17 protein-coding genes are annotated in these 22,740 nt (G+C 67.2%); 3 read left to right on the forward strand and 14 right to left on the reverse strand.

The genetic code is table 11. The annotated features are described in order from the left end of the window. Positions 1-27: 27 nt before the first annotated feature. The 5 genes from ftsH to dacB all read right to left on the reverse strand — a co-directional run bounded on the left by ftsH (position 28) and on the right by dacB (position 7,010). The gene (gene ftsH / locus ABUW04_RS31565; protein WP_030254028.1) at positions 28-2,037 is read right to left on the reverse strand and encodes an ATP-dependent zinc metalloprotease FtsH; all 2,010 of its coding nucleotides are present in this window, start codon (positions 2,035-2,037) and stop codon (positions 28-30) included. Positions 2,038-2,285: 248 nt separating this feature from the next. Continuing rightward, positions 2,286-2,840 carry a hypoxanthine phosphoribosyltransferase gene (gene hpt, locus ABUW04_RS31570; RefSeq protein WP_030254026.1) on the reverse strand — a complete coding sequence of 185 codons (555 nt, stop codon included), beginning with the start codon at positions 2,838-2,840 and terminating at the stop codon, positions 2,286-2,288. A gap of 83 nt (positions 2,841-2,923) precedes the next feature. After that, complete coding sequence (tilS, locus tag ABUW04_RS31575) at positions 2,924-4,030, reverse strand: tRNA lysidine(34) synthetase TilS (RefSeq protein WP_030254025.1); 1,107 nt, start codon at positions 4,028-4,030, stop codon at positions 2,924-2,926. Between the two features lie 238 nt (positions 4,031-4,268). Then, entirely contained in the window at positions 4,269-5,456 is a 1,188-nt protein-coding gene (locus tag ABUW04_RS31580; RefSeq protein WP_380567908.1) for a zinc-dependent metalloprotease, read from the reverse strand. A gap of 27 nt (positions 5,457-5,483) precedes the next feature. Continuing rightward, complete coding sequence (dacB, locus tag ABUW04_RS31585; RefSeq protein ID WP_380567909.1) at positions 5,484-7,010, reverse strand: D-alanyl-D-alanine carboxypeptidase/D-alanyl-D-alanine endopeptidase; 1,527 nt, start codon at positions 7,008-7,010, stop codon at positions 5,484-5,486. Positions 7,011-7,107: 97 nt separating this feature from the next. On the opposite strand from dacB, the gene ABUW04_RS31590 reads away from it, so the two are divergent. Beyond that, positions 7,108-7,602, forward strand: a complete 495-nt coding sequence (locus ABUW04_RS31590) for an inorganic diphosphatase (protein WP_030254020.1) — start codon at positions 7,108-7,110, stop codon at positions 7,600-7,602. Between the two features lie 94 nt (positions 7,603-7,696). Here the strand turns inward: ABUW04_RS31590 and ABUW04_RS31595 are convergent, their stop codons facing one another. From ABUW04_RS31595 to ABUW04_RS31620, 6 genes are all read right to left on the reverse strand, one after another. Beyond that, positions 7,697-8,086, reverse strand: a complete 390-nt coding sequence (locus tag ABUW04_RS31595; protein WP_030254015.1) for a nitroreductase/quinone reductase family protein — start codon at positions 8,084-8,086, stop codon at positions 7,697-7,699. A gap of 28 nt (positions 8,087-8,114) precedes the next feature. Beyond that, positions 8,115-8,753 (reverse strand): class I SAM-dependent DNA methyltransferase, encoded by a 639-nt coding sequence (locus ABUW04_RS31600; RefSeq protein ID WP_380567910.1) that lies wholly within the window; start codon positions 8,751-8,753, stop codon positions 8,115-8,117. A gap of 98 nt (positions 8,754-8,851) precedes the next feature. Continuing rightward, positions 8,852-11,809 carry a TniQ family protein gene (locus ABUW04_RS31605; RefSeq protein ID WP_380567911.1) on the reverse strand — a complete coding sequence of 986 codons (2,958 nt, stop codon included), beginning with the start codon at positions 11,807-11,809 and terminating at the stop codon, positions 8,852-8,854. Next, positions 11,806-12,918 (reverse strand): ATP-binding protein, encoded by a 1,113-nt coding sequence (locus tag ABUW04_RS31610; protein WP_380567912.1) that lies wholly within the window; start codon positions 12,916-12,918, stop codon positions 11,806-11,808. The genes ABUW04_RS31605 and ABUW04_RS31610 overlap by 4 nt, the downstream gene beginning before the upstream one ends. Continuing rightward, entirely contained in the window at positions 12,915-14,972 is a 2,058-nt protein-coding gene (locus ABUW04_RS31615; protein WP_380567913.1) for a helix-turn-helix domain-containing protein, read from the reverse strand. Before ABUW04_RS31615 ends, ABUW04_RS31610 begins: the two co-directional genes overlap by 4 nt. Continuing rightward, entirely contained in the window at positions 14,969-15,646 is a 678-nt protein-coding gene (locus ABUW04_RS31620; protein ID WP_380567914.1) for a TnsA-like heteromeric transposase endonuclease subunit, read from the reverse strand. Before ABUW04_RS31620 ends, ABUW04_RS31615 begins: the two co-directional genes overlap by 4 nt. Before the next feature lie 417 nt (positions 15,647-16,063). Between ABUW04_RS31620 and ABUW04_RS31625 the strand changes: the two genes are divergently transcribed. Both ABUW04_RS31625 and ABUW04_RS31630 read left to right on the forward strand, forming a co-directional pair. Further along, on the forward strand, positions 16,064-16,792 hold the full coding sequence (locus ABUW04_RS31625) for a hypothetical protein (protein WP_380567915.1): 729 nt from the start codon (positions 16,064-16,066) through the stop codon (positions 16,790-16,792). A gap of 206 nt (positions 16,793-16,998) precedes the next feature. Further along, on the forward strand, positions 16,999-18,489 hold the full coding sequence (locus tag ABUW04_RS31630) for an ATP-dependent nuclease (protein WP_380567916.1): 1,491 nt from the start codon (positions 16,999-17,001) through the stop codon (positions 18,487-18,489). Between the two features lie 359 nt (positions 18,490-18,848). Here the strand turns inward: ABUW04_RS31630 and ABUW04_RS31635 are convergent, their stop codons facing one another. The 3 genes from ABUW04_RS31635 to ABUW04_RS31645 all read right to left on the reverse strand — a co-directional run bounded on the left by ABUW04_RS31635 (position 18,849) and on the right by ABUW04_RS31645 (position 22,695). Further along, positions 18,849-19,775 carry a hypothetical protein gene (locus ABUW04_RS31635; RefSeq protein WP_380567917.1) on the reverse strand — a complete coding sequence of 309 codons (927 nt, stop codon included), beginning with the start codon at positions 19,773-19,775 and terminating at the stop codon, positions 18,849-18,851. A gap of 206 nt (positions 19,776-19,981) precedes the next feature. After that, positions 19,982-21,259 (reverse strand): hypothetical protein, encoded by a 1,278-nt coding sequence (locus ABUW04_RS31640; RefSeq protein ID WP_380567918.1) that lies wholly within the window; start codon positions 21,257-21,259, stop codon positions 19,982-19,984. A 260-nt stretch (positions 21,260-21,519) separates the two neighbouring features. Further along, the gene (locus ABUW04_RS31645) at positions 21,520-22,695 is read right to left on the reverse strand and encodes a C40 family peptidase (RefSeq protein WP_380567919.1); all 1,176 of its coding nucleotides are present in this window, start codon (positions 22,693-22,695) and stop codon (positions 21,520-21,522) included. Between the last annotated feature and the right edge of the window lie 45 nt (positions 22,696-22,740).

Consider the following 22,740-nt stretch of genomic DNA (forward strand, 5'->3'; position numbering starts at 1 on the left):
TGCTATTCCGTGCCGAAGCAGCGGATATCAGCTCTCCGTCGGCTCCTGCGGGAGCTTCAGGATGTCCACCGGCGCCGGGCCGTCGAGCTGGGCCACGCCGTTGGTGAGGGCCAGCTCCCGGGGGGACTGGACCGGCGGACGGGTGGACGGGGTCCGCCGCGCGGAACCGGTCCAGGCCGGGCGGGCCGGGCGCTTGACGATCGGACGGAAGATCTCGGCGATCTGCTCCTTGTTCAGGGTCTCCTTCTCCAGGAGCTCCAGCACCAGGTTGTCCAGCACGTCGCGGTTCTCGACCAGGATCTCCCACGCCTCGTTGTGGGCGTTCTCGATCAGCTTCTTGACCTCCTCGTCCACCAGCCCGGCGACCTCTTCCGAGTAGTCGCGCTGGTGACCCATCTCACGGCCCAGGAAGGGCTCGGAGCCGTCGGTCCCGAACTTGATCGCGCCCAGGCGCTCGGTCATCCCGTACTGGGTGACCATGGCCCGCGCCGTGGTGGTCGCCTTCTCGATGTCGTTGGACGCGCCGGTGGTCGGGTCGTGGAAGACCAGCTCCTCCGCCGCGCGACCGCCCATCATGTAGGCGAGCTGGTCGAGCATCTCGTTGCGGGTGGTCGAGTACTTGTCCTCGTCCGGGAGCACCATGGTGTAGCCCAGGGCCCGGCCGCGGGACAGGATGGTGACCTTGTGCACCGGGTCGCTGTTCGGAGAGGCCGCCGCGACCAGGGCGTGTCCGCCCTCGTGGTACGCGGTGATCTTCTTCTCCTTCTCCGACATGATCCGGGTGCGCTTCTGCGGACCCGCCACCACCCGGTCGATCGCCTCGTCCAGGGTGCCGTTGTCGATCAGCTTCTTGTCGCTGCGCGCGGTCAGCAGGGCTGCCTCGTTCAGGACGTTGGCCAGGTCGGCACCGGTGAAGCCGGGGGTGCGGCGGGCGACGACCATGAGGTCGACGTCCGGGGCGACCGGCTTGCCCTTCTGGTGCACCTTGAGGATGTCGTGCCGGCCGGTGAGGTCGGGACGGTCCACCGCGATCTGGCGGTCGAAGCGGCCCGGACGCAGCAGCGCCGGGTCCAGGATGTCGGGGCGGTTGGTCGCCGCGATCAGGATCACGCCGCCCTTGACGTCGAAGCCGTCCATCTCGACCAGCAGCTGGTTGAGGGTCTGCTCGCGCTCGTCGTGCCCGCCGCCGAGGCCGGCGCCGCGGTGGCGGCCGACCGCGTCGATCTCGTCGACGAAGACGATCGCCGGGGCGTTGGCCTTGGCCTGCTCGAAGAGGTCGCGGACCCGGCTGGCGCCGACACCCACGAACATCTCGACGAAGTCGGAGCCGGAGATCGAGTAGAACGGCACCCCGGCCTCACCCGCGACCGCGCGGGCCAGCAGGGTCTTACCGGTTCCGGGCGGGCCGTAGAGCAGCACACCCTTGGGGATCTTGGCACCGACCGCCTGGAACTTGGCCGGCTCCTGCAGGAACTCCTTGATCTCGTGGAGCTCCTCGACCGCCTCGTCGGCGCCCGCGACGTCCGCGAAGGTCGTCTTGGGCGTGTCCTTGGTGATCAGCTTGGCCTTGGACTTGCCGAACTGCATGACGCGCGAGCCGCCGCCCTGCATCTGGTTCATCAGGAACAGGAACACCAGGATGATCAGCACGAACGGGAGGAACGACAGCAGCAGCCCGACGAAGGCGTTCTGCTTGTCGACCTTGACCGTGTAGCTGCCCAGCTTGTTGTCGGTGACGGCCTGCTGCATGTTGGTCTGCAGCGTGGCCGCGTACTGGTCCGAGGTGTAGGGGGCCTGGATCTGGCTGGTGCCGTCGATCTGCTGGCCGCTCTTCAGCTGAACCTTGATCATCTGACTGTCGCCGGTGGTCATCTGGACCGACTGGGCCTTGCCGTCGTTGATCGCGGCGACGACGGTGCTGGTGTCCTCGGTCTTGTAACCGGCCGAGGAGGACACCACCTGCATCAGCACGACGACGGCGAGGACGGCCAGCACGATCCACATCACCGGCGCACGGAAGTATCGCTTCACGTCCATCCATGCGGGGCGACAATATGAGCCGCCCCGTCCCTCCTGCCACTGTGCGGCGTCCCAGGCTCAGCCGTGGGACGCGTCCTATGTATGACCTCGACCGGTTGGTCATCCACCGTCAACGGAGACAGTGGATTATTGGACGGTACCGCAGCCATTCTCCATGAAAGCCCATGAAGCGACTGCGCACCGGTGTCAAACGGCCCTTCCCCGGGTCCAACGGAGGGAAACCCTCCCCTGTTCCCAGCGGACCGTCAGCCTCCGTAGACGTGCGGGGCGAGGGTGCCGACGAAGGGCAGGTTGCGGTACTTCTCGGCGTAGTCCAGCCCGTATCCCACGACGAACTCGTTGGGAATGTCGAAGCCGACGTACTTCACGTCGATGGAGACCTTGGCCGCGTCCGGCTTGCGCAGCAGGGTGCAGACCTCCAGCGAGGCCGGCCCGCGCGACTGCAGGTTGCTCAGCAGCCAGGACAGGGTCAGCCCGGAGTCGATGATGTCCTCGACGATGAGCACGTCCCGGCCGTTGATGTCGGTGTCCAGGTCCTTGAGGATGCGGACCACCCCGGACGACTTGGTGCCCATGCCGTACGAGGAGACGGCCATCCAGTCCATGGTGACCGGGGTGTGCAGGGCCCTGGCCAGGTCGGCCATGACCATCACCGCGCCCTTGAGCACGCCGACGATCAGCAGGTCCTTGCCGGCGTAGTCGCGGTCGACGGTCTCCGCCAGCTCCGCCAGCTTGGCGTCGATCTCGTCCTTGCTGATGAGCACCTTCGCAAGGTCGCTGCCCATGTCCTTCTCGTCCACCCGCGGTACGTCCTTACCCTCTGGAGTCTCAAGTGCTGGAGATCCGGTGTCTACCGCACCAACCTTGCCACACCCGTCACCGCTTACATGCGGCGGAAGGCCAGCCGGCCGGAGCGACGGCGCAGTTCCACGGCGCCGGGCAGGTGCAGCGGGCCCTGCCCGTGCCAGGCGGTGACCAGCTGGTCCATGGCCTCGACATGGCGGGCGAACAGGTCCCCGGCCGGGCTGCCGGCCCGCAGCGCGCCCCGGCGCAGCACCCGGCGGCGGACCGCGGGCGGGAGGGCGGCCAGCGCGGCGGCGTCCAGGCCCTCGTCGGTCATGGCGGCGGCCTCGGCCTGCGCGGCCCAGGCGTCCAGGGCGTCGGCGTCGTCGCGGAACAGCCGCGCGGTACGGGCCAGCGCCTCGACCACGCCGCCGCCGAGGTGCTTCTCCAGCACCGGCAGCACCTCGTGGCGGACCCGGGAGCGGGTGTAGGCGGGGTCGACGTTGTGCGGGTCGTCCCAGACCGGCAGGTCCAGCACGGCGCAGGCCTGGCGGGTGATGCTGCGGTCCAGTTCCAGGAAGGGCCGGCGGTAGCGCCCGGTGGCGGCGGCCATGCCGGAGAGCGAGCGCGGCCCGGAGCCGCGGGCCAGGCCCAGCAGCACGGTCTCGGCCTGGTCGTCGCGGGTGTGGCCGAGCAGCACCACGCTGGCGCCGTGCCGCTCGGCGGCACTGTCCAGCGCGGCGTAGCGGGCGTCCCGGGCGGCCGCCTCCGGCCCTCCGGCCCGTCCCACGCGCACGCCCAGGGCGTCCACCGGGTCGAGCCCGAGCGCGCGCAGCCGCCCGGCCACCTCGACGGCGCGGCCGGTGGAGCCGTCCTGCAGGCCGTGGTCGACGGTGACCGCGCCGGCCCGCAGGCCCAGCTTGGCCGCCTCGAAGGCGGTGGCGGCGGCCAGCGCCATGGAGTCGGCCCCGCCGCTGCAGGCCACCAGGACCAGGGGGGCGTCCGGCGCGGGGCGGGGGCGGGGGGTGCGCAGCTCGGCATGGCGCGGATCGACGTCGCCGACCGGACGGAACACGGGGCGTGACGCCGTGCCGGGGCTGGGGTTGGGGATGGCGGCTGAGAAGGTGTCAGGAACCTGGGCGGCGACATCGTTGAGGACCCGGCGTACTGCCAGGCGTATCGCGGCCACTGCGGGGTGCGGACCCATGTGTTGATCACTCCTATGAGCGGACCGGAGCGGAGGGCTGATCGGCGGATCGTCCCACACTGTGATGGCTCACAGTGACGGGGCGACAACGCACTGTCGTAGGCCGATGGTCGCAGAAGTCTTCCGCGCCCAGGCCCACCCGCGTTCCCGCAACACCCATGGTCCCCCCGGAAGGGTGAATCCCCACGCCCCAATCAGGGGCGCGGGGAACTGCGCGAAGGGCAACCACCGCGGACGGCTACTTGTGCACCCGAGCAACCCACGCAGCAGGCTCGTGGATCTCCTCCTTGGTGGGCAGCGTGTTCGGCGAGGTCCACACCCGGTTGAACCCCTCCATCCCGACCGCGTCCACCACCCCGCGGACGAACACCGCACCGTCCGCGTACTGCCGCATCTTCGCGTCTAGCCCGAGCGCCTTCCGCAGCAGCTGGTCCAGCCGCCCGGTGCCCTTCGCCCGGCGCTTCTGGAACTTCTCCCGGATCTCCGCGACGCTCGGCACCACCTGCGGTCCGACCCCGTCCATCACCACGTCGGCGTGGCCCTCCAGCAGCGACATCACCGCGGTGAGTCGCCCGAGGATCTCCCGCTGGGCCGGCGTCTGCACGATGTCCATCAGACTGCCGGTGCCGCCGCTGCCGCCCTCCTCCGGCTCCGACCCGCCGCCGAACCCCGGCAGCGAACCGGCCGCGTCACGCAGCCGCTCCAGCAGGGTCGCCGGGTCGATGTCGGTCTCGGCGAGGAACGCGTGGATCTCGCCCTCGATGTGGTCGCGCAGCCACGGCACCGCGGTGAACTGGGTGCGGTGGGTCTCCTCGTGCAGGCAGACCCAGAGCCGGAAGTCGTGCGGGTCCACGTCCAGCTCGCGCTCGACGGCGACGATGTTGGGGACGACCAGCAGCAGCCGGCCGGGCTGCACCGGGTGCTCGTCGTCCAGGGTCGAGAGGTCGGAGGGGATCTCCGCGGGGGCGAAGGTCTCGTACTGGCCGAGCACCTTGGAGGAGAGGAAGGCCAGCAGCATCCCCAGCTCGATGCCGGTGACCTTGCCGCCCACCGCGCCCAGCGCCCCGCTGCCCAGCACGCCGGCGCCCGGCAGCGACGCCCGCCGCGCCTGCATCCGCTCCGCGAGCGGGGTGATGATGGTGCGGAAGCCGGCCACATTGGCCTTGATCCAGCCGGGACGGTCCACCACCAGCACCGGGGTGCCCGAGGCCCCCGGCGCCTGCATCCCGGTGAACGCCCGGACGTGCTGCTCGGCCTCGGCCGCGTGCAGCCGGAGCTCCTTCACCGCGGCGCGCGCCTCCTCCCGGGTGACCTCCGGTCCCGGACGCGCCAACCGGGTCGCGGTGGCCACCGCGAGATTCCAGTCGACCATGCCTGTCGCGTCTGCCGCGTCCGCCATATCCGCACCGCCGCTCTGGCTCGTCATGTCAGCAACCGTACGTGCTCCTGCCCGTCAGCGGCAGCCGCATACTGCGACGCGCCCGGCAAGACGGTCCAGGGCGTTGCGGGCGGCGGTCACGTCACCGCTCGCGTTGGACATGAAGGAGAACGCCAGCAGCCTGCCGTCACGGTCCATGACCAGCCCGGCAAGGGCGTTGACGGTGCTCAGCGATCCGGTCTTGGCGCGGACCAGCCCCAGTCCGGAGCTGCTGCCGTCGCCGTCGAAACGGTCGGCGAGGGTGCCGGTGTAGCCGGCGATCGGCAGTCCGGTGACCACGGAGCGCAGCTCCGGGTGGGCCGAGGAGGAGGCGAGCAGCAGCAGCCTGGTGAGCACCGCGGCCGGGATGCCGTCCTGCGAGGAGAGGCCGCTGGCGTCGACCAGGTGGGTGCTCCCCAGCGGGACGCCGAGCCGGGTGAGGGTCTGCGTCACCGCGGCCGCGCCGCCGGCGAAGGTGGCGGGCCGGCCGGTGGCGATGGCCGCCTGGTGGCCGAGGTCCTCGGCGTAGTCGTTGTCGCTCTCGGTCAGCATCTGCTCGACCAGTTCGCTCAGCGGCTGCGACTGCACCTGGGCGAGCGGTGCGGCGGCCTTGACCGCGGCGGACACCGTGGTCCTGGACGCCGTGCCCTGCTGGACCGTGATGCCGCGCTTGACGAGCAGCGCGGCGAACTGGGCGGCGGCGTTGGCCGCCGGGTCGCTGTAGCGGGGGGCGTTCTCGGTGCTGCCGGGGTCGGTCCGGCCCTCGTCCACGGTCAGCGCCTGGACCAGGGCGATGTTGTCGCCGACGTTGGCGGCCGGGGTCTGCGCGGGGCCGCCGAACAGCGAGATGTCGTACCCCAGCCGGACCGTGCTGACGCCGGTCGCCCTGAGCGCGGCGGCGGTGCGGTCGGCGAGGGTGGCCAGGCTGGCCCGGGGGTCGGCGCCGTGGGTGGCGGCCGCGGTGAGGCTGGGGTCGCCGCCGCCGACCAGGACGATCCGGCCGGGGGCGGTGCTGACCACCCGGGTGGTGAAGCGGTGCTCGGGGCCGAGCAGTGAGAGCGCGGCCACCGAGGTGGCGATCTTGTTGGTGGAGGCCGGGGCCTGCGCGGTGTCCTGGCCCTTGGCGTAGAGCGTGCGGCCGGTGGCGGCGTCCACCACCGAGGCGGTGAACTGGCCCAGGACCGGGGTGGACAGGGCCGAGCCCAGGGCCGCGGCCAGGCCCTTCGCGGTGGGGGCGGCTGCGTCCGTGCTGCCGGTGCCGGCGACGGTTGCGGCGACGACGGCCGGGGCCAGCACGGCCTGCGGCGCCAGCCAGCTCGGCGCGGGCACCGGCCTGGGGCGGACCCGCACCACGCCCCCCGCTCCGTCCAGCAGCTCGCTGACCCTGCTCCGGTCGCGCTCGGCGACCCGCTTGCCGCCCTCCCAGGGGCCGGTGGCGGCGACGCTTCCGGCCGCCAGCGCGAGGCCCAGCGCCCCGGACACCACCGCGACCCTGCGCGTCGGCGCCAGCGCGTAGCCGCGCACCAGGCCGGCCCGCGTCGCAGACCCCCACCAAGAACCCATCCGGACCTGCCCCTTTCCCGAGCACCCCTTGCTGTAGGAGACACTATTGGCTGCGAACGACTGACTGCGCACATCTATAAGAAGCAATGGAGGAGCTGTGGAGTTCGACGTCACGATCGAGATTCCGAAGGGCTCGCGGAACAAGTACGAGGTCGACCACGAGACTGGTCGCATCTTCCTGGACCGGATGCTCTTCACCTCGACGCGTTACCCCGCCGACTACGGCTTCGTCGAGGGCACCCTCGGTGAGGACGGCGACCCGCTGGACGCCCTGGTCATCCTGGAGGAGCCCACCTTCCCCGGCTGCCTGATCAAGTGCCGGGCGATCGGCATGTTCCACATGACCGACGAGGCGGGCGGCGACGACAAGCTGCTCTGCGTCCCGGCCTCGGACCCGCGCTGGGAGCACCTGCGCGACATCCACCACGTGTCGGAGTTCGACCGCCTGGAGATCCAGCACTTCTTCGAGGTCTACAAGGACCTGGAGCCGGGCAAGTCGGTCGAGGGCGCCCACTGGGTCGGCCGCGTCGAGGCCGAGGAGGAGATCGTCAACTCCATCAAGCGCCTCGCGGACTCGGGCCAGTCGCACTGACCGGCCGGCAGCGCTGCACCGACGCCGCTTCGGCACCGCGGATCGCGGGGGCCGGGGCGGCGTTGTCGTGGCGGCTCGGCCGCGGGGCTCGGGCTCAGGTGAGGTCGACCCGGACGGTCAACAGCTGGGTGCCCAGGCCCTGGACCACGGCGCTGTTGTAGCGGGGCAGCGTCCTGAGCCGGGCGCGGACGTCGTCGTCCGGGAGCAGGTGCGCGGTGCCGGTGTGCCAGACGCCCTTGAGCCGGACCCGGACCTGCGGGTCGGCCTGGATGTTGCGCACGTAGTGGGACTTGTCGCCGTACTCGGAGACCAGCCAGAACGCGTCGCCGATGCGGCGGCCGCCGACCGGGGTCCGTCTGGGCAGCCCGGACTTCCGCCCGGTGGTCTCCAGCAGCACCTGACCCGGCATCCGGCGCGCGACCGGGTTGACGATCCTCCGCTGAAAGGCCGTCACAGTACGGAACTTGAGTTCGGTCACACTCACACCCTATCCATGCTCCGCGGCTGCGTCCTCAGCCGCGGCGGGCGAAGAGGACGGCTCCCGGGACCGCTGCGTCCGGGTCGATCAGCAGTTCGGCCTCGACCGCGAAGCCCGCCTCCCGGAGCCGGCCGCCCAGTTGCGCCGGGCGGCGGCGGTGGACCTGCACCCGCATCGGGTGGCCGCCGTAGCCCTCGGTCTTCAGCCGCGACCCCTCGCCCACGTGGAAGCCGATCAGCAGCGGTGCGCCGGGGCGCAGCACCTGCCGGAAGCCGTCCAGGACCGCGGGGATCTCCTCGTCGGGGACGTGAATCAGCGACCAGAAGGCCAGCACGCCGGCGAGCGACCCGGCGGCGAGGTCCAGCGCCGTCATCGAGCCCACCTCGAACCGGAGTTCGGGGTGTTCGTCCCGGGCCACCGCGACCATGCCCGGGGAGACGTCGATCCCGAACACGTCCACGCCCAGTCGGCCGAGGTGGGCGGTGACATGGCCCGGTCCGCAGCCGACGTCCGCCACCGGGCCGCCGCCGGCGCCCTGGACCAGGTCGGCGAACAGGGCCAGCGCCGCCCGGAGGTAGGGCTTGCCGTCCAGGGCCTCGCGCAACTGGTCGGCGTAGCTGACGGCGACGGTGTCGTAGGAGTTCCGGGTGTCCGCCAACCAGTCCGGGTTCATGGTCCGTGTAGGATCCCCTGCTTGGTGTCGTAACCCAGCATCGTGACCTGCGTGTTCGCGAGGTGTCTCATCGAATTGTCGTGCCTGGTTTCTCATCGTTATGTCGCTTTCCTCGGGCGCGCAACCCTGCGGTGTTCGACTTCGTAGGCGGCGGCCCGTCGTCCCTCCGTGGTGAGGGTGTAGTAGATGCGCCTTCTCCCTGGGCCGCGCCCAACCGTGGCGCGGCCTAGCCACGATTGATCGTCTTCGGGCCGGCTGGTCAGCCATCCGGCCCGCTCCAGTCGATTGAGGATTGGATATAGCGTGCCCTCGCCGAGCCTGCTCTGGGCGCGGATCTGGACTCCATAGAACTCTTCGCTCGGATGGTCCAGGAGCACGCGCAGAAGCACGCGGGTGGAGGAACTGATGCGGATCCGCTCGACAGAGATCCCGTCGAATGGAGTCAGGGGGCCTGGCGCGCTTCGGGTGGTGGAGCGCATCGCCGCGCTGGCGAGAGCAGCGGCTCCAGGCATCGGCGGAACCTGATCGTCGCGAAGCGCTGCGTTCATCAGCACTTGGACGCGATCGAGCGTCAGATCACGGAGCAGGGCCTGCCCGCGCGCCGTGGGCCGCTGGGGCCTTCCGAAAGCTGATCGGTTGAACAGCTTGCCGCCAAGATCGCATTCCAAGCGCTGGCACTGCGTGACCAATGCGCTCCCATGTACGCCAAGGTAGTCAGCTGCGGTTGTCAGGCTCGGGAACTTCATGGCGATCTGAAAGCGTCTCAGCCGAAGCCAGCCGCCCAGAGTTCCCTCGACCGCCTTGCGGACATCGCGGGGGATGCTCCTATCCAGGCGCCGGATCAGCGCGGGTTGGCTGTGGACTCCCTTGGACCTCACCGGGATACCGAGCCTGTGCAGCCGTCGCAGTACGGTCATGTCTTCGAGGCCCAGCTCGTCGGCTATGTTCTGGCTGGAGCGCTGCTGCGCGACGTACTGATCGCGCAGCCATTCTTCGTCGATAGTGGCTGGTCGCGCGGTTCGGTAGACGGTCAAGCCCAGTGACCGGGCGCGCTCGATGATGATGGAACGGGGAATCGCGGTCTCCTCGGCAAGCCGCCTCATGTTCTTTCCGGCCTCGATGTATTCACCCTGGAGGAACTCTGCGGTGACCACGTTGCGGGCTCGCTGCCGGGCCTGCCAGGCGGAGAGGACCGTGTTGGACGCCTGCGGGGGCAGCGTCCGGTCGAGGCGCTCCAACGCGAAGCGGATGTGCGCGAGGGTTGTGCCCAGTTCCCGGGCGGCCTCCCGGGGCGCGCGCCGCTCTTCGATCACGATGCGCCGGACGGCTTCCTGGACGCTGTCGGTCAGCCGTGGACCAGGAAGGTTCAGCCCGTCTCCGCATTCATCGGGAGGTTCCCAGCTCACCGGCTCATCAATGCCGAGTTCCTGCAGGAGGCGGAAACCGTGGGCGTTCAGGGCAGCGCGTTGCGCGAGGGGCAAGGACAGTGCGAAGGAGACATAGCGGGTCCGGTCAGCTCGGGATCGCCAGGTGAGCCGGTGAGAGGGGTCTTCGAGATCGGACCCGGTGAGCAACTGCCAGAGGTAGCGCTGGGCATGCATCGACCGGGGGACTGCTGAAGTCCGGCGGCCTTGGTCACCTGGCTGGGTGTCGGTCGCGAAGCACAGCTGTCTCCAGTCCTCCGGGCTGATCGGGGACTGGGGGATGAGCGCGCGTCGGCGTTGGTAGTCGATCGGGCTGCCGTGCTCGTCCAGGTGGGAGGCCAAGCGGCAGATGGCAGCCAGCACATCCTCGTGCCCGCTCCGCACCAGAATCTGGAGCGTGACCGCGAAGTAGTTGGGCAGGTGGGGACTCAGCCGGTCGGTGACCTTGCGAGCGCTTCGCACCGGTTCGCCGGGCAGGAGGAGGAGCGCGGAGGCAACACCGCGGAAAAGGTCCTCTTGGATGCCTCGGCGGGGCATGAGCCGCAGGGTCCAGCCGGGCCAAAGGAGTTGTGGAAGGTGGCGAACGCGGGCGGCGAGCCTCGGGTCCCCCGGCCTCGGCAGTCTGGGCTCGGGGGTCCGGGTGCGAAGCCGAACGCGGTCCATCGCGCTCATCGAGGGATCCGCAGCCTGCAGGAACCGGCCTCGCAGGTCCTCCGATAACTGCTCCCACTGCGCGATGGACATGCCCCGAGGCCTGATCGACATGCTGGATTCATGGCGATGGCGTAGCTCTCGGATCATTTGGATCGCCGTTCCCTCCTCACCCGCCAGGAGAGACTGTCCGTAGTGGACGATCACGCCAGCGACGGCGGCGGGAATTGGAGTCGCCCGGGTGGTCCGGCCGGCGGGTGGGGGTTGATCGCTCCATGTCTCCCGGATCGTGCTGCCCATCATGCGGAGGTCGGCCCGGGTCAAGCAGTGCATGAGCCACCGGCTGCAGCCGAGCAGGTCAGCGAAGACGGACACGGCCTGCTCGCGATCACCATTGATGAGGTCGTTGATCCCCCGCTGGGCGTCGATCAGTTGATGCCCTGCAGGCAAGGTGGTGGCGCGAACGGCGCTCAGGTCCGACTCGCAGGTCGCCGCCCGTGGGATCTTTGCGGTGCAAGTGCCAGCCGGAAACCCGCGGCGATGGACCGGGATGCCTCGCCTGGGCGACATCTGGCAGGTGGGGCAGGTGTCCTGCAGGAGCATTCGGTGGTTTGTGCAGGCGAACACCCATGGGATCCGCCAGCGCAGCAGCCACCGTCCTCCGTTCTCAGCCAGGCAACGCGGGTAAAATCGGCACCTCTCGGTGTGCCTTGGCCCCAGGGGGAAACCCGGTCCTGCTACTGCTTCGTCGAGCCTTCCCGGCTCCAGACCAGTGCGTCTCTCGATGTCACGCAGAGTGCGGAACGGGAGGTCCGTGATGAGCGGACGGATGTGATAGATGTTCGACGGCAGGCCCAGGATCGCCATCAGGCCACGAAGGGACAGGTCGTTGCGCCTGGCCAACGCCTCCAGCCAACTGTCGAGGGATTCGCCATCCAATGGCTTGATCCTTAGCGGAAGCGCCCTGCCTGCGGAGGTCATGCCTCGCTCCCCTCAAAGCTGCAGGCGGTCTTGGCTATTGAAGGAGAGCCCGCATCCCGGGTGGCCAGCTCCGCTGCCGTGCGCTTGCGGGACTGCTCGGACGCCTCGTCAATCTTGATCTTCTCCAGCAGGGGAACGGTGAGTTGTTCGTCGCCCGCGACGATGGCCTCGTAGCAGCCACGGACGACAAGGGTCATCAGCGAGCCGATGTGACCGGTCGTGCGCTCGAACAGGTAGTCCGCGATCGAGGTCAGTGTCTCGGGCTGCATCCGGGCCAGGACCAGCCGACTCTCCGTAGTGACCAGTAGGCGGCCCCACTGCCGGGCGCGCTCGGGGTCGGTGACCGAGAACGCAGGGACCGCCAATCGGGTCCAGCGCCGCCCTGTCTGGGCCATCGCCGAGTTCTTGCCGGTCAGCCCATCAGCGAAGAAGCGGCGTTCCAGCAGCCCGACCCCAACGTAGATGAACGTCACCGGCAACTCGTTGGCCAGCCACTTCAGGTGATTGCTCACCGCCATCCCGTCCTTGCGGTGCGGGTCGATGAAGTGGATGTCGTCGATCACCCCCAGTCGGGTGTCGCAATTGAGAACACAGTCCAGAGCGTGGCTGGCCAGTTGAGCGGCATTTGCGCGATCGGTGGCCGGGTGGCCGTAGAACTCGCAGATCATGCGGTTCAAGGTCCGCAGGGTCGTATTCGAGGTGAGTCCGACGCGGAAGACCGGGATCCGTTCGTGCCCCTGATCGGTGACCGTGCCCAGCCGTAGAATCTGCTTGCGGTCGAACGCCCTCGCGTAGGTGTTGGCGATCGTGCTCTTACCCAGTCCGGGCAGGGCGTCGATCACGGCTGCCCCGCGCACCCGGTCGCTGTCCTGCCGGTTGCTGGCGACGATCTGCTCCAGCTCCGCGTGAGCCGAGGCGAGTTGCGGTGTCTGCAGAATCCCGAAGTTGGCGTGCCAGTCGTGGCGTGCCTCGTTGTACTCCTCTCTGGCTGCACTGCCCAGTGCGGTGATCTCGGCAGGGGCGAGTCGTTCGGGCTGTCGGCGCGCGGCGGCATCGACGTAGCAGCGCCAGCCTTCTTTGCGCGAGAGGCTGAACTGCGACCGGGTCATTCGAGGACCTCGTAAACGTCGAGGTAGTCGTCCCGGGGAGCGTCCAGCAACTCATCCTCGCTGTCGTCGTCGCCGACCAACGCCGCGTCGCCATCGTTGGACAGCGACTGGGTGACGAGGACGGGCCGGCTGGCCGGCCCCGCGCCGGAGGCAAGCGCCGGCCGCTCGGCTGCGAGTCTGACCGCCATCCGTCGCTCCCTTCGGTCGGTGACCATGCCTTGGTCCCAGCGGGCCAGCAACTGAATCAGTTCCTGCTCCGGATCCGTGAAACGTCCCTTCTGGGCAGCCAGGCGGCGCGTATAGGCGGCAGCTTCCCTGCTGAACGGGGTTTCGAGCATCGGCGCATGCTCCCATTCCAGTTGGTGCCAGGAGTCGTCCGCCGGATCCTGGAAGTAGAGAAACCTGACGTCGTCCGGGTTCAACCGCAGCTGCCACTTCCCGCCGAAGCCCCCGCCGTGGGGGCTGAGGGAGTTTCGGTAGGCATCGAGCACTGCGCCGTTGTAACGCATGCCCTCCGCTTCGACTCCGTAGTGCTGGATCGTGCGGGCCACTACCTCGAAGAAGTCGTAGATCAGCTCCGGGTAGGGCAGAAGACGCAGCCGCCCGGCCTTGGCAAGGCCGATCCGATACATCTCCTTGGGCGACAAATCCACCTGCGGCCACTGTGGGATGACAAGTCCGGCGTGCTTGCGCGTGTGATAGATCCCCGTGATCCACTCTCGGATCAGAGCCTCGATCTCGTGGACGAAGTAGAACGCCTGCCCCTCGATGTCCTCGCCCCGAGCGTGCAAGTGCGGACCCTTGTAGGCGGGCAGGTGCTGGATGAGACCCTCGCGCAGCGTCCTAAAGAAGCGTTCGACGGTCGGCTTGTCAGTCGGCTTGTGCGGCTGAGCAGGCTGCAGGGAGATACCGAGACGGGCGCAGACGCCCAGCACATGCGCCGACAGGAACGCCCGTCCCCGGTCGATGATCAGCGTCTCGGGTGGACACGGCAGCACGTCGACGAGCGGCCTGGTCTCGCTGAACACCACAGCCTCTGGAACTCCGTGATAGGGCGACAATCCGGCATCGTCTTCCTTCGAGAAGCGGGATTGAGCTGATGGTGCGATCGCCTCGAAGAGCGTCGCGGCGACGTCGACCGCCTTCGTCGACACCGCGGTCACCCGCAGGCCCAGGATGCAGCGCGAGAAGAGGTCTTGGGCCACGGTCAATTGGACTCCCACCCAGCGGCAGGTCACCGGCTCCATAGCGAAGATGTCCAGGTCCTGGGTATCCATCACCACGTACTCCCCGGGGCGCGTCGCCCGAAGTCGGCCATAGACCCCGGTCGGCCGGTCCGCGATCGAACGGCGCCCCTTCGCGCTGCCGGAGAGCGCATTGGTCCCCTTCGCCAGCTCGGCAAGCCGCCTATAGGCCACGGCTCGCGAGGGGACCGGAACCTTCCCGGACCCGTGAGTCACCGCGAGGATGCGCTCCACTCTGGCCAGCACGGCCGAGGATGTCGGGGTGGATTCATTGACCATCTCGGCGAAGACCTGCCGAACCGCTTCCTCCCAGCGGGGATCCACCCGTGATCTTCTCCCGGGCAGCTTGCGAGCATCGGCCAATGCCGCCTCGCCGCCCTCCCGGTAGGCCGTCACCCACCGTTCCACTGTCCGGGTACTCACCCTCAATTCAGCTGCCTTGGCCGCGTAACGCGCCTTCAACGACTGATCATTGGCGTATTCGGGTCGGGGCTCACCCGCGCGGGCCCCGGCTGAATGGCCGGCCTGGAACCCGGTCAGCGCCTCCCGGATATGTCCGGCTCGCAGCGACAGTGCCCTTCTTCCCTCCGGATCCAGGCCCGCCAGGACAACCGCATCCGGGATGGCCGCCTCCGGCGGTTCAAGAGATCGGGCCTGAGCGGCAAGTTCAACGACTGACAGCGCCTGGAACCGGCCGGTGCGCTCATTACGGACCGTGATCCGCAGACCATCCAGCTCGACTACTTCAACCAGATCGCCGTCCCACCACAGACGCCCGCCGGGCCGCACTTCCAGAGCGCCACCCGTCATGCCATCCCCCAAGCCGGGAGCCAGATTCGCGTGTCTACCCCGAGCCATGCGTTCAGATCGGCTTCCAGCAGACCCGACCAGAGCATGTGCAGCACAACAGGACGAACCGCCATGACCGGCTCCGCCATCGACTGCTCCAAACCGCCCAGGGTCGACTGATCGTGAGCGGCTTCCAGCAGGCGGGGGATCAGCGCGAGGTCCACCATTTTCGGTCGTCGGTAGCCGGCCAGGAAACGGATGTTCTCCAAGCGCGGGCCGGACTCCCCCGACCACGCCTCAAACCGCCAGCCGCGCTCACGACAGAGCTCACGCGTCCAGGCGAACTGGGCCACCACCTTCTCGTCGCCCATCCTGGACGCAGCCTTCACGTCCACCACAGTGACCGCGCCGTCCGTGTGCACCAAGAGGACATCGGGGACGTGCCGCTGGGTTCGACTGCCGTCCCTCCCTGTGAGCTGGAAGGGCTGCGGAGCGATGCCCACGACGGTGTGATCAAAGTCCGCGAGGAGGATCCTCGCCAGCTCCAGGCGGCTCTCGTAGACGAGCAGGCGACCCATCGTCGCCGACCAGTACCAGCCGGAATAATGCCGTCGCCCCTTGTAGACGCGGAACTCGCGGACCGGAAGCCCAGGCACGACATCAGAGGCCACCACACGGTCCAACGTGGTCTCCAAGAATCCACGGTCCGAAGGTCGGTAGCGGACTTGCACCTCCTCCAGACCCTGATGCGTTCCAGCCGACGACGACTTCACCAGCACCCCCAGACAAGTCATCACAACATGGGACATCGCTCACGTCTGTCGCGCAGATGCTTTCCTCGGATGAGCCCAAGCCATGCCTAATGGCCCGACGAGTCCCATATGTTCGAAACTGCCGTTCCCCTGCCCTCCCATACGCCGACAGCACTACTGTCCGGCAAGGGAATCAGCCTGAACCCACTGTGCGAACCACACCCCACTCGCCTAGCGTGTCCTCGACGCCCGATCAGGGCGCCCTGTGAGTCAGAGAGCGCTCCCGCAACGGTCGAGGACTCACAGGGTCGAGCTGACGATGACCGAGCGGCCCGACCCCGCTGTAGAGCGAGGGAAACAATGGCGACCTTTTCGTATATCCCCGATCCACCCGACCGCGGCACGGACTTCGAGCCGCTTCTTGATGAACTAGTCGCGATCTTCCACTTGGACCCGACGCCCCTGACGTCCTGGCCCAACGGCGAGACAGCGAACCAGTACAGCCGCTGCGAGAAGAAGCGCTGGGCAGTCGGCAAGGCCGCCTCCCAGGATCTTGCGACGACGCGTGAGCACGCTCCTCTTGTGCTGCGAGCAACCGTCCATGACCAGTGCCGCAGCGGGATTAGACAACTCGTCGATCCGCTCATCAGTGCGCTCGGATACCGCCCGTTGCAGGAAGCACTGATTGACTATGTCGAAACCGGCAACGATGCCGAGAAGATCGGCGCGACCATGGCTATGTACCCGGCGGGCCCAGGAATGCGCTACCTCAACTGGGAGAAGCGGATTCTGACCCCGGAAAGCATCGCGCTTCGAGACTCGCTCGCCGATCTGCGCGACCGGTATCGGGCGGTATGCCTCCACGCCTTCGTAACGTCGAAGGCTCCGGAGACACGTCACGCCCTGTCGTTGGGATTCACCCTAGACCCGACTGCCTATCCCCCAGAACTACTGCAGGAACTCGACCAGGCCCGCCGTGTAGCGGAGGCCAATCCCGACTCCTATGAACGCCTCCTGCAGACTCTGGGCCGCGAACAGCCGGATCACGCAACTCCCGGTCCTGCCGTACCGCCCGATACTGGCGCGTAGGCGACCGGCTCCACCGGCTCGCACCGGCGGCGACATGTCGGCGAGAAGCGACGGATCCAGAGGAACCTAGTCGCCCGAACCCTGGGTACCTGGTAGACCTGAGCGAGCTGATCCGAAGGACCATGCTGGAGGCCACAACACGGCCTTGGCGTTGGACGACCCGCTGCGTACCGACAGCACCGCAGCAGAGCGGCGAAGGAGAACACGTGGACGAGTACCGAAGCGAGATCAGCCAAAGCGTCATCATCGGCCTGGAAGAGAAGGTCGCGAAAGACAGCTACGGCAAGTACCTCAAGAAAGTCACGCTGCGAAAGGTCCGGGGGTTCACTGACCGCACCGTTACCTTCGACTTCCCGGTCACGGCCCTCGTCGGACCAAATGGGGGAGGCAAGACCACAGTCCTCGGCTCTGCAGCTCTCGCATACAAGAGCGTCCTTCCACGGAGATTCTTCGCCAAGAGCGGGAAGTACGACGCGAGCATGCAGGACTGGTCGATCGAGTACGAGGTCATCGACAAGTCGGTAAGTCCCCGAGGACCCATTTCTCGTGCCGCACGCTTCACGACCTCGAAGTGGAGCCGGGACTCTGTGCTTGACCGCGAGGTCAAGACATTTGGGGTGGATCGCACTCTTCCGGCCACTGAACGGGCTCAGCTAAAAAAGGCCATCGGCGGAAAGTTTGCGGCACTGAAGGAAGTGCAACTACCGCCCGAGGTGGCTGAGCACGTCGCGAGGATCCTCGGCAAGCAAATCGAAGGCTTTCAACAGCTCTTCCTTGACGAAGCTGGCAATGTCACACTCTTTTCCGGCCGCACACACCGGGATGTCCAGTATTCCGAGTTTCATTTCGGAGCAGGAGAGGCCAGCGTCATTCGGATCGTTGCCGGCGTCGAAACCGCAATGGACGGTTCGCTGATCCTGATCGAAGAGATCGAAAATGGTCTTCATCCCGTCGCTACACGGCGCATGGTCGAGTACCTGATCGGCGTAGCGAAGCGCAAGGGCTGCCAGGTCATCTTCACGACTCATTCGAACGATGCCCTTGCACCCCTGCCCTCCAAGGCTATCTGGGCTGCCTACAATGGTGAGGTACTCCAAGGGAAGCTGGATGTGCGAGCCCTGCGCACCATCACGGGCCAGATCCACGCCAAACTAGCTATCTTCGTTGAGGACAAATTCGCCGAACTGATGGTGACTACTGCCCTGCGAGCCCACGGAGGTATCGAAATGGATGCCGTGAAGATCCACGGCATGGGCGGCGCCGACCCTGCAATCAAGGTGAATAATCAGCACAACGTAGATCCAACAAGTTCCTTCCCATCAGTATGCATTCTCGACGGCGATCAATCTCATCGAGTAGATGTAGGCGAGCGAATCTTTGCCCTCCCTGGCTACAGCTCGCCAGAGGCTCACATTCTTGGTCGTGTTCTTGAACGCCTTGACAGCCTTGCAGCCAAGCTTGCTATGTACTTGCAATTGAGCCTGCATCAGCAGGAGCGCGTCAAAGAGGTAGTGCGGAATCGCGCTGTGACCAACTGGGATCGGCACGTCATCTGGGAGCAGATTGGCGCTGACCTCGACTTCACGGCGGGAAACATCGTGGCAAGCGCCTTCCTCACCGCTTGGGCACTGGAGTTCCCCCAGGAGGTAAACGACCTGGTGGACTCCCTCGGAGACCTTCTTCCACGCCGAGAGTAAGTCTCCCAGCAGATCTCGCGGTATCTCGATATCCATAGTCCCAGCCCAGCAAAGCTAAGCCGTAGTGAACACTGCAATCCTGGGATACGAAGGAGCTTCCTGGCCCGGTCCCCGACCGGGTGGCGGGATGACAGCAACATCGGACTGACATGTGGCAGCCGCGCGCCGGGGCGGTTCCGATACCCATGGATGCCGCGCTCTGGGCCGAGCTCGCCTTCCCGCCACATCGGCCCCGGCTGCCGGTGGTCGGCGGGCTGCCTACAGGCTCGGGAAGTTCATCGCGATCTGAAATCGTCGCAGCCTGTGCCAGCCGCTTCCCGAACTTGACCTGGCTACGCCATGGTGGATAAGCCTTGCTCCTAGCTGATCGGCTCGCCAAGGAGAAGTGAACGCGCACGGGTCCTGAAGCCCGCATCAAGCTGGGCTGATGTGACAAGGTATCCGACAACGTCGGCAGCTTGCTTGGCTGCGAGCCCCTCGTAAAGGCCACCCATCTCTTCGGGGCCTGTTACCCGCTCTCCAATTGCGGTGACTGCTGTGAGGAACTCCAGCAGTCTGAGAGTGGGCAGCACGTTGTCGGGGCGCCTCAGGATCCTGGTTGTGAGTTCACGCAGCAGTGGGAAATAGGTCGGCAGCGGGTCGACATGGACGTTCTCCGGGAGCGCACCTGCCTTACGTAGTTCATCGAGCAGGCGTGACAATTCTTGCTTCTCCCGCAGTCCGGATGGGCCGCCGAACAAGTACTCCTGCAAACCACGATCGGGATCGGACACGTGTGAGGTGCGTACAGCCGCGACTGCATGACTCAGAGTAACCAAGTAGAGCCAGGCGCAATCCAGGACGAGTGCAAGATGCAGGGGATTGCGCGGATCCAAGTGTGCGGAAACTGCCCGCAGGTTTGCTACAAGTTGCAACGGGTTGCGGTGTTCTTCATAGAGCCAGTAATTGAACTCCCGATATTCGAGCAGCGGCTTGAGGCGTCGATCCAAGCCATTGAAGGCGGCAAGTTCGCTAGCAGCTTTAGTCCGATCGAACAGCCATGAAAGTGGCTCGGCGTCCAACGCCAGGGGCGAAGGATGCAAGCTCTCAAGCCTCGTGAGGTCCTCACTCGTTAGCGCAGAAATCCGGAGCCGCGAGGTCAGCTGACGGGCAGCGTCGCTGATTTCCCGCTCCCGCACCATGTAGGCAGCGTCCGCCGCAAAGAAGTCGGCAACCCCACGAACCCAAAACATCCGCCCTGTCGAACCTTTGACGGTGGTCTTGCAGTCGACGATTGCGCTCTGCACCTGGAACCCGCCAGTTACGGTCAGGCCGAGAACATCGAGGTCAGTGAACGCCTCAGGTGCGGAAGTTCGTCGCGTCCGACCCCCTGAGCCATCGGGTCTCTGTGGACCACCTCCCACTCCTCGTAGCTGCACATCGAGGCGAGTCGTATAGCCCATCCTCCATAGCAGTCGCCGAGAGGCAACCTTCAGTCCAAGATCAAGCTCAGTCACATCTTCCCCCTACCCAAGGCAGCGTCGATCACGTTCTGCCACTGCCTGTTGTTGACTGCAGCCTTGCCCCGCACGCGTGCCATGGTCTGCATAGGGGCACTGAAGGGCTGACCAAGGGCCAACGTCTTGCGGGCCTCATCGTCGCCAGCGCGCCCAGAAACTTGCTCACCGTGCGTCAGGAGGTCCCGAGCGATCTGGAAAGCCTCCCGATTGTCTGCAGTATCTATGAATCGAGGCGTGACCCAATTGCCCCCCGGCATGAGGTCGGGGTCGAAGGCAAGAAGGCCGGCGGAGTGCATGAGGCGATACTGCCGCTCATGGGAACTATGGGGTAGCAGAAACCCGCGGTTCGGATCCACCAACTTGTCGATCACGTCGACGAGCCCTGCTGCGGAGAGGTTGGTGGCACCTCCGTAGTGCTGGCCGCAACGCAGGCAGGCAAGGATAGCCAAGGCCTTCTCTAGGACTGGCTTGCGGCCATGCAACAGTTCCCGATCAAGCGTGTATGGAAGGGCGGCGAACGGCTGCACCATACCCCCCGGGAGTTCCACGGCAGGGGCCAGCAGAAGTCCTCGGGCGATGGCATCCTGCAGAAGAGGCTGCGTATCTGTCACTGGCAGGCCTTGCTCGCCTCGAACAGACGCAAACGCAATGGCCATCTCCTCTGATCCATGATCGCGAACGAGGTCGCCAAGGAGGTCAGGATTCTCAAAGCTGAAGAACGGAGAGTAGATGACGTCGCCGTCCAACAACTGGATCTTCTGTACCAACTGCGCGCTCTGACCCACCTCAAGAAGTTGGGGGATAGCAGCCGAATCGAGCCCTATCCGGGCTGCGAGTTCCTCCACAGGTAGTGGCGAGTCGGCCAGATGATCGACTAGGAGCACCATCTGCTGTTCAATTTCTGTTGGCTGTCTGTCACGCCACGCCTCGCCGAGCCGGGCGTACAAATCATCATAGTAGGGAACGTTCTCGGTGAATTTTGTGATCTTCCCGCCTGAGCGCTGGACTCCTTCCACGAAGCCGATGTCTGCCAGGGCCAAGACCGCCGAGTCGAAGGCAAACTGGTTGACGTCTAGCTGCTCTGCGGCGACTGCTCGCAGAGCCTGCGCATCAGCGATGACATCTTGCCCTCTCACCAGAGCGGCGAGACTGGCGGCCATGCCGATCAGCTGCGTGTCTGCCAGGGGCGTCAGAGTCCCGGAGTTGGGGTCCACGTTGCGCAGCCCGGCGTGAACGTCTTGACAGCGGAGCCCTTCGTCGAATTGTTCCACGGTGCCACCGATCAGTAGGTACCACTCAAGGTCTGTCAGGCTAGCGGAAGTTGATGGTGGAGAGTGTCGTAATTTGCCTGCTCTGAGGGGGCGTCTGGCGGGCCGAGCGCTGGGCTCCTTCAAGGGAAGGGTGCTCCGGTCGGCGACGTGATCGTCCACATCCCCGCAGTTGTCTCGCCAATCCGTCGCAAGCGACAGAGCGACGACATCTCGGCAAGAAAGCGACAGATTCACCAAGGAACTACAGTCCGACACAGTAGTCAGGGGCGGGCGTAGAAGTTCGGGGTTCCCATGATCCAGAGGCTGGCGACCTTGACCACGTCGCCGGTGCGGGGGGCCTCGATCATCTGGTCGTCGCCGAGGTAGATGGCGACGTGGTAGATGTCCTGCGGGGTCCCGTCGTGGGACCAGAAGACCAGGTCGCCGGGGTGGAGCCGGCTGTAGGAGAGCGGGGTGGACCGGGCGAACTGGTCGGCGGCGAAGTGCGGCAGGTCGACGCCGGCGCGCTGCCAGGAGCGCATGGTCAGGCCCGAGCAGTCGTAGGTGTCCGGTCCTGCGCCGCCCCAGACGTAGGGGCGGCCGAGCTGGGCCCGGGCGAAGGCGACCGCCGCCGAGGCGTCACCGGGGCGGTACGGGGACGCTCCGTCCGGGCTCGTGTCGGAGGCCGTCAGTGCGGCCTTGCGGGCGGCCTCAGCCGCTGTCTTGGCGGCGGCATCGGCGAGGGCCTGCTGCCGGACGGCGGCCAGCTCCACGGAGGTCTGCTGGGCGGCGGCGAGTTGCGCCAGCAGGGTGGTGCGCTCGGCGGCGAGCCGCGCCACCTCGGTCCGCTGGGCCGTCAGCTGGGCCTGCATCTGCTGCTGAGCCTGCGTCACCTCGACGGTGGCCGCGCGGGCGGCGGTCGCCGCCAGGGTCGCTGCGGCGGAGGCGGCACCGGCGTCCGCGGAGGCGGCGGAGGCGGTGTCCTCGACCCTGCGGGTCTCCTCGACGACGGACCGGACCGCCTCCCGCCGGACGCTCGCCGCGTGCAGGTCCCGCACCGAGAGCAGGCCCGCCAGACCGGCCAGACCGGGCCGTACGTCGCCGCGGTACTGGGCCGCGGCCAGGGCCGCGGCGGCGGTACGGGCCGCGTCCGCGGTGGCGGCGGCGGTCGCCGCCGTGCGGCGGGCCTGGGCGGCCCGCGCCTCCGCCTGCTGCTGGTGCAGCACCGCGCCGTTGTGCCGCTCGACGGCCTGCTCGGCCCGGACGTCCAGGGCCTGGGCGGACGCCTGCGCGGCGGCGAGGGCCCGGGTGGCGGCCTCCGCCTGGCCCGAACGGCGGGCTGCCGTCTGCTGGGCGGCCTGCACCTGGGCGGCACTGGGGGTGTTCTCGTCCGCGCGGGCCGCACCGACGGGAAGGAGTCCGAGCAGTACCGCGAGGGCTAGGGTTCGGCTGCGCACGCGGGGACACCTCCGGGGCGGGTCAACTGACTACTCGTCACCAGT

Source organism: Streptacidiphilus jeojiensis, assembly GCF_042510965.1.
Taxonomy (GTDB): domain Bacteria; phylum Actinomycetota; class Actinomycetes; order Streptomycetales; family Streptomycetaceae; genus Streptacidiphilus; species Streptacidiphilus jeojiensis.

Excerpts from the sequence above, each read along its gene's own strand:
- ABUW04_RS31625 (WP_380567915.1), top strand. The coding sequence starts at position 16,064 with ATGGCGACCTTTTCGTATATCCCCGATCCACCCGACCGCGGCACGGAC.
- ABUW04_RS31610 (WP_380567912.1), bottom strand. The coding sequence starts at position 12,918 with ATGACCCGGTCGCAGTTCAGCCTCTCGCGCAAAGAAGGCTGGCGCTGC.
- ABUW04_RS31580 (WP_380567908.1), bottom strand. The coding sequence starts at position 5,456 with ATGACGAGCCAGAGCGGCGGTGCGGATATGGCGGACGCGGCAGACGCG.
- tilS (WP_030254025.1), bottom strand. The coding sequence starts at position 4,030 with ATGGGTCCGCACCCCGCAGTGGCCGCGATACGCCTGGCAGTACGCCGG.
- ftsH (WP_030254028.1), bottom strand. The coding sequence starts at position 2,037 with ATGGACGTGAAGCGATACTTCCGTGCGCCGGTGATGTGGATCGTGCTG.
- ABUW04_RS31600 (WP_380567910.1), bottom strand. The coding sequence starts at position 8,753 with ATGAACCCGGACTGGTTGGCGGACACCCGGAACTCCTACGACACCGTC.
- ABUW04_RS31605 (WP_380567911.1), bottom strand. The coding sequence starts at position 11,809 with ATGACCTCCGCAGGCAGGGCGCTTCCGCTAAGGATCAAGCCATTGGAT.
- dacB (WP_380567909.1), bottom strand. The coding sequence starts at position 7,010 with ATGGGTTCTTGGTGGGGGTCTGCGACGCGGGCCGGCCTGGTGCGCGGC.
- ABUW04_RS31615 (WP_380567913.1), bottom strand. The coding sequence starts at position 14,972 with ATGACGGGTGGCGCTCTGGAAGTGCGGCCCGGCGGGCGTCTGTGGTGG.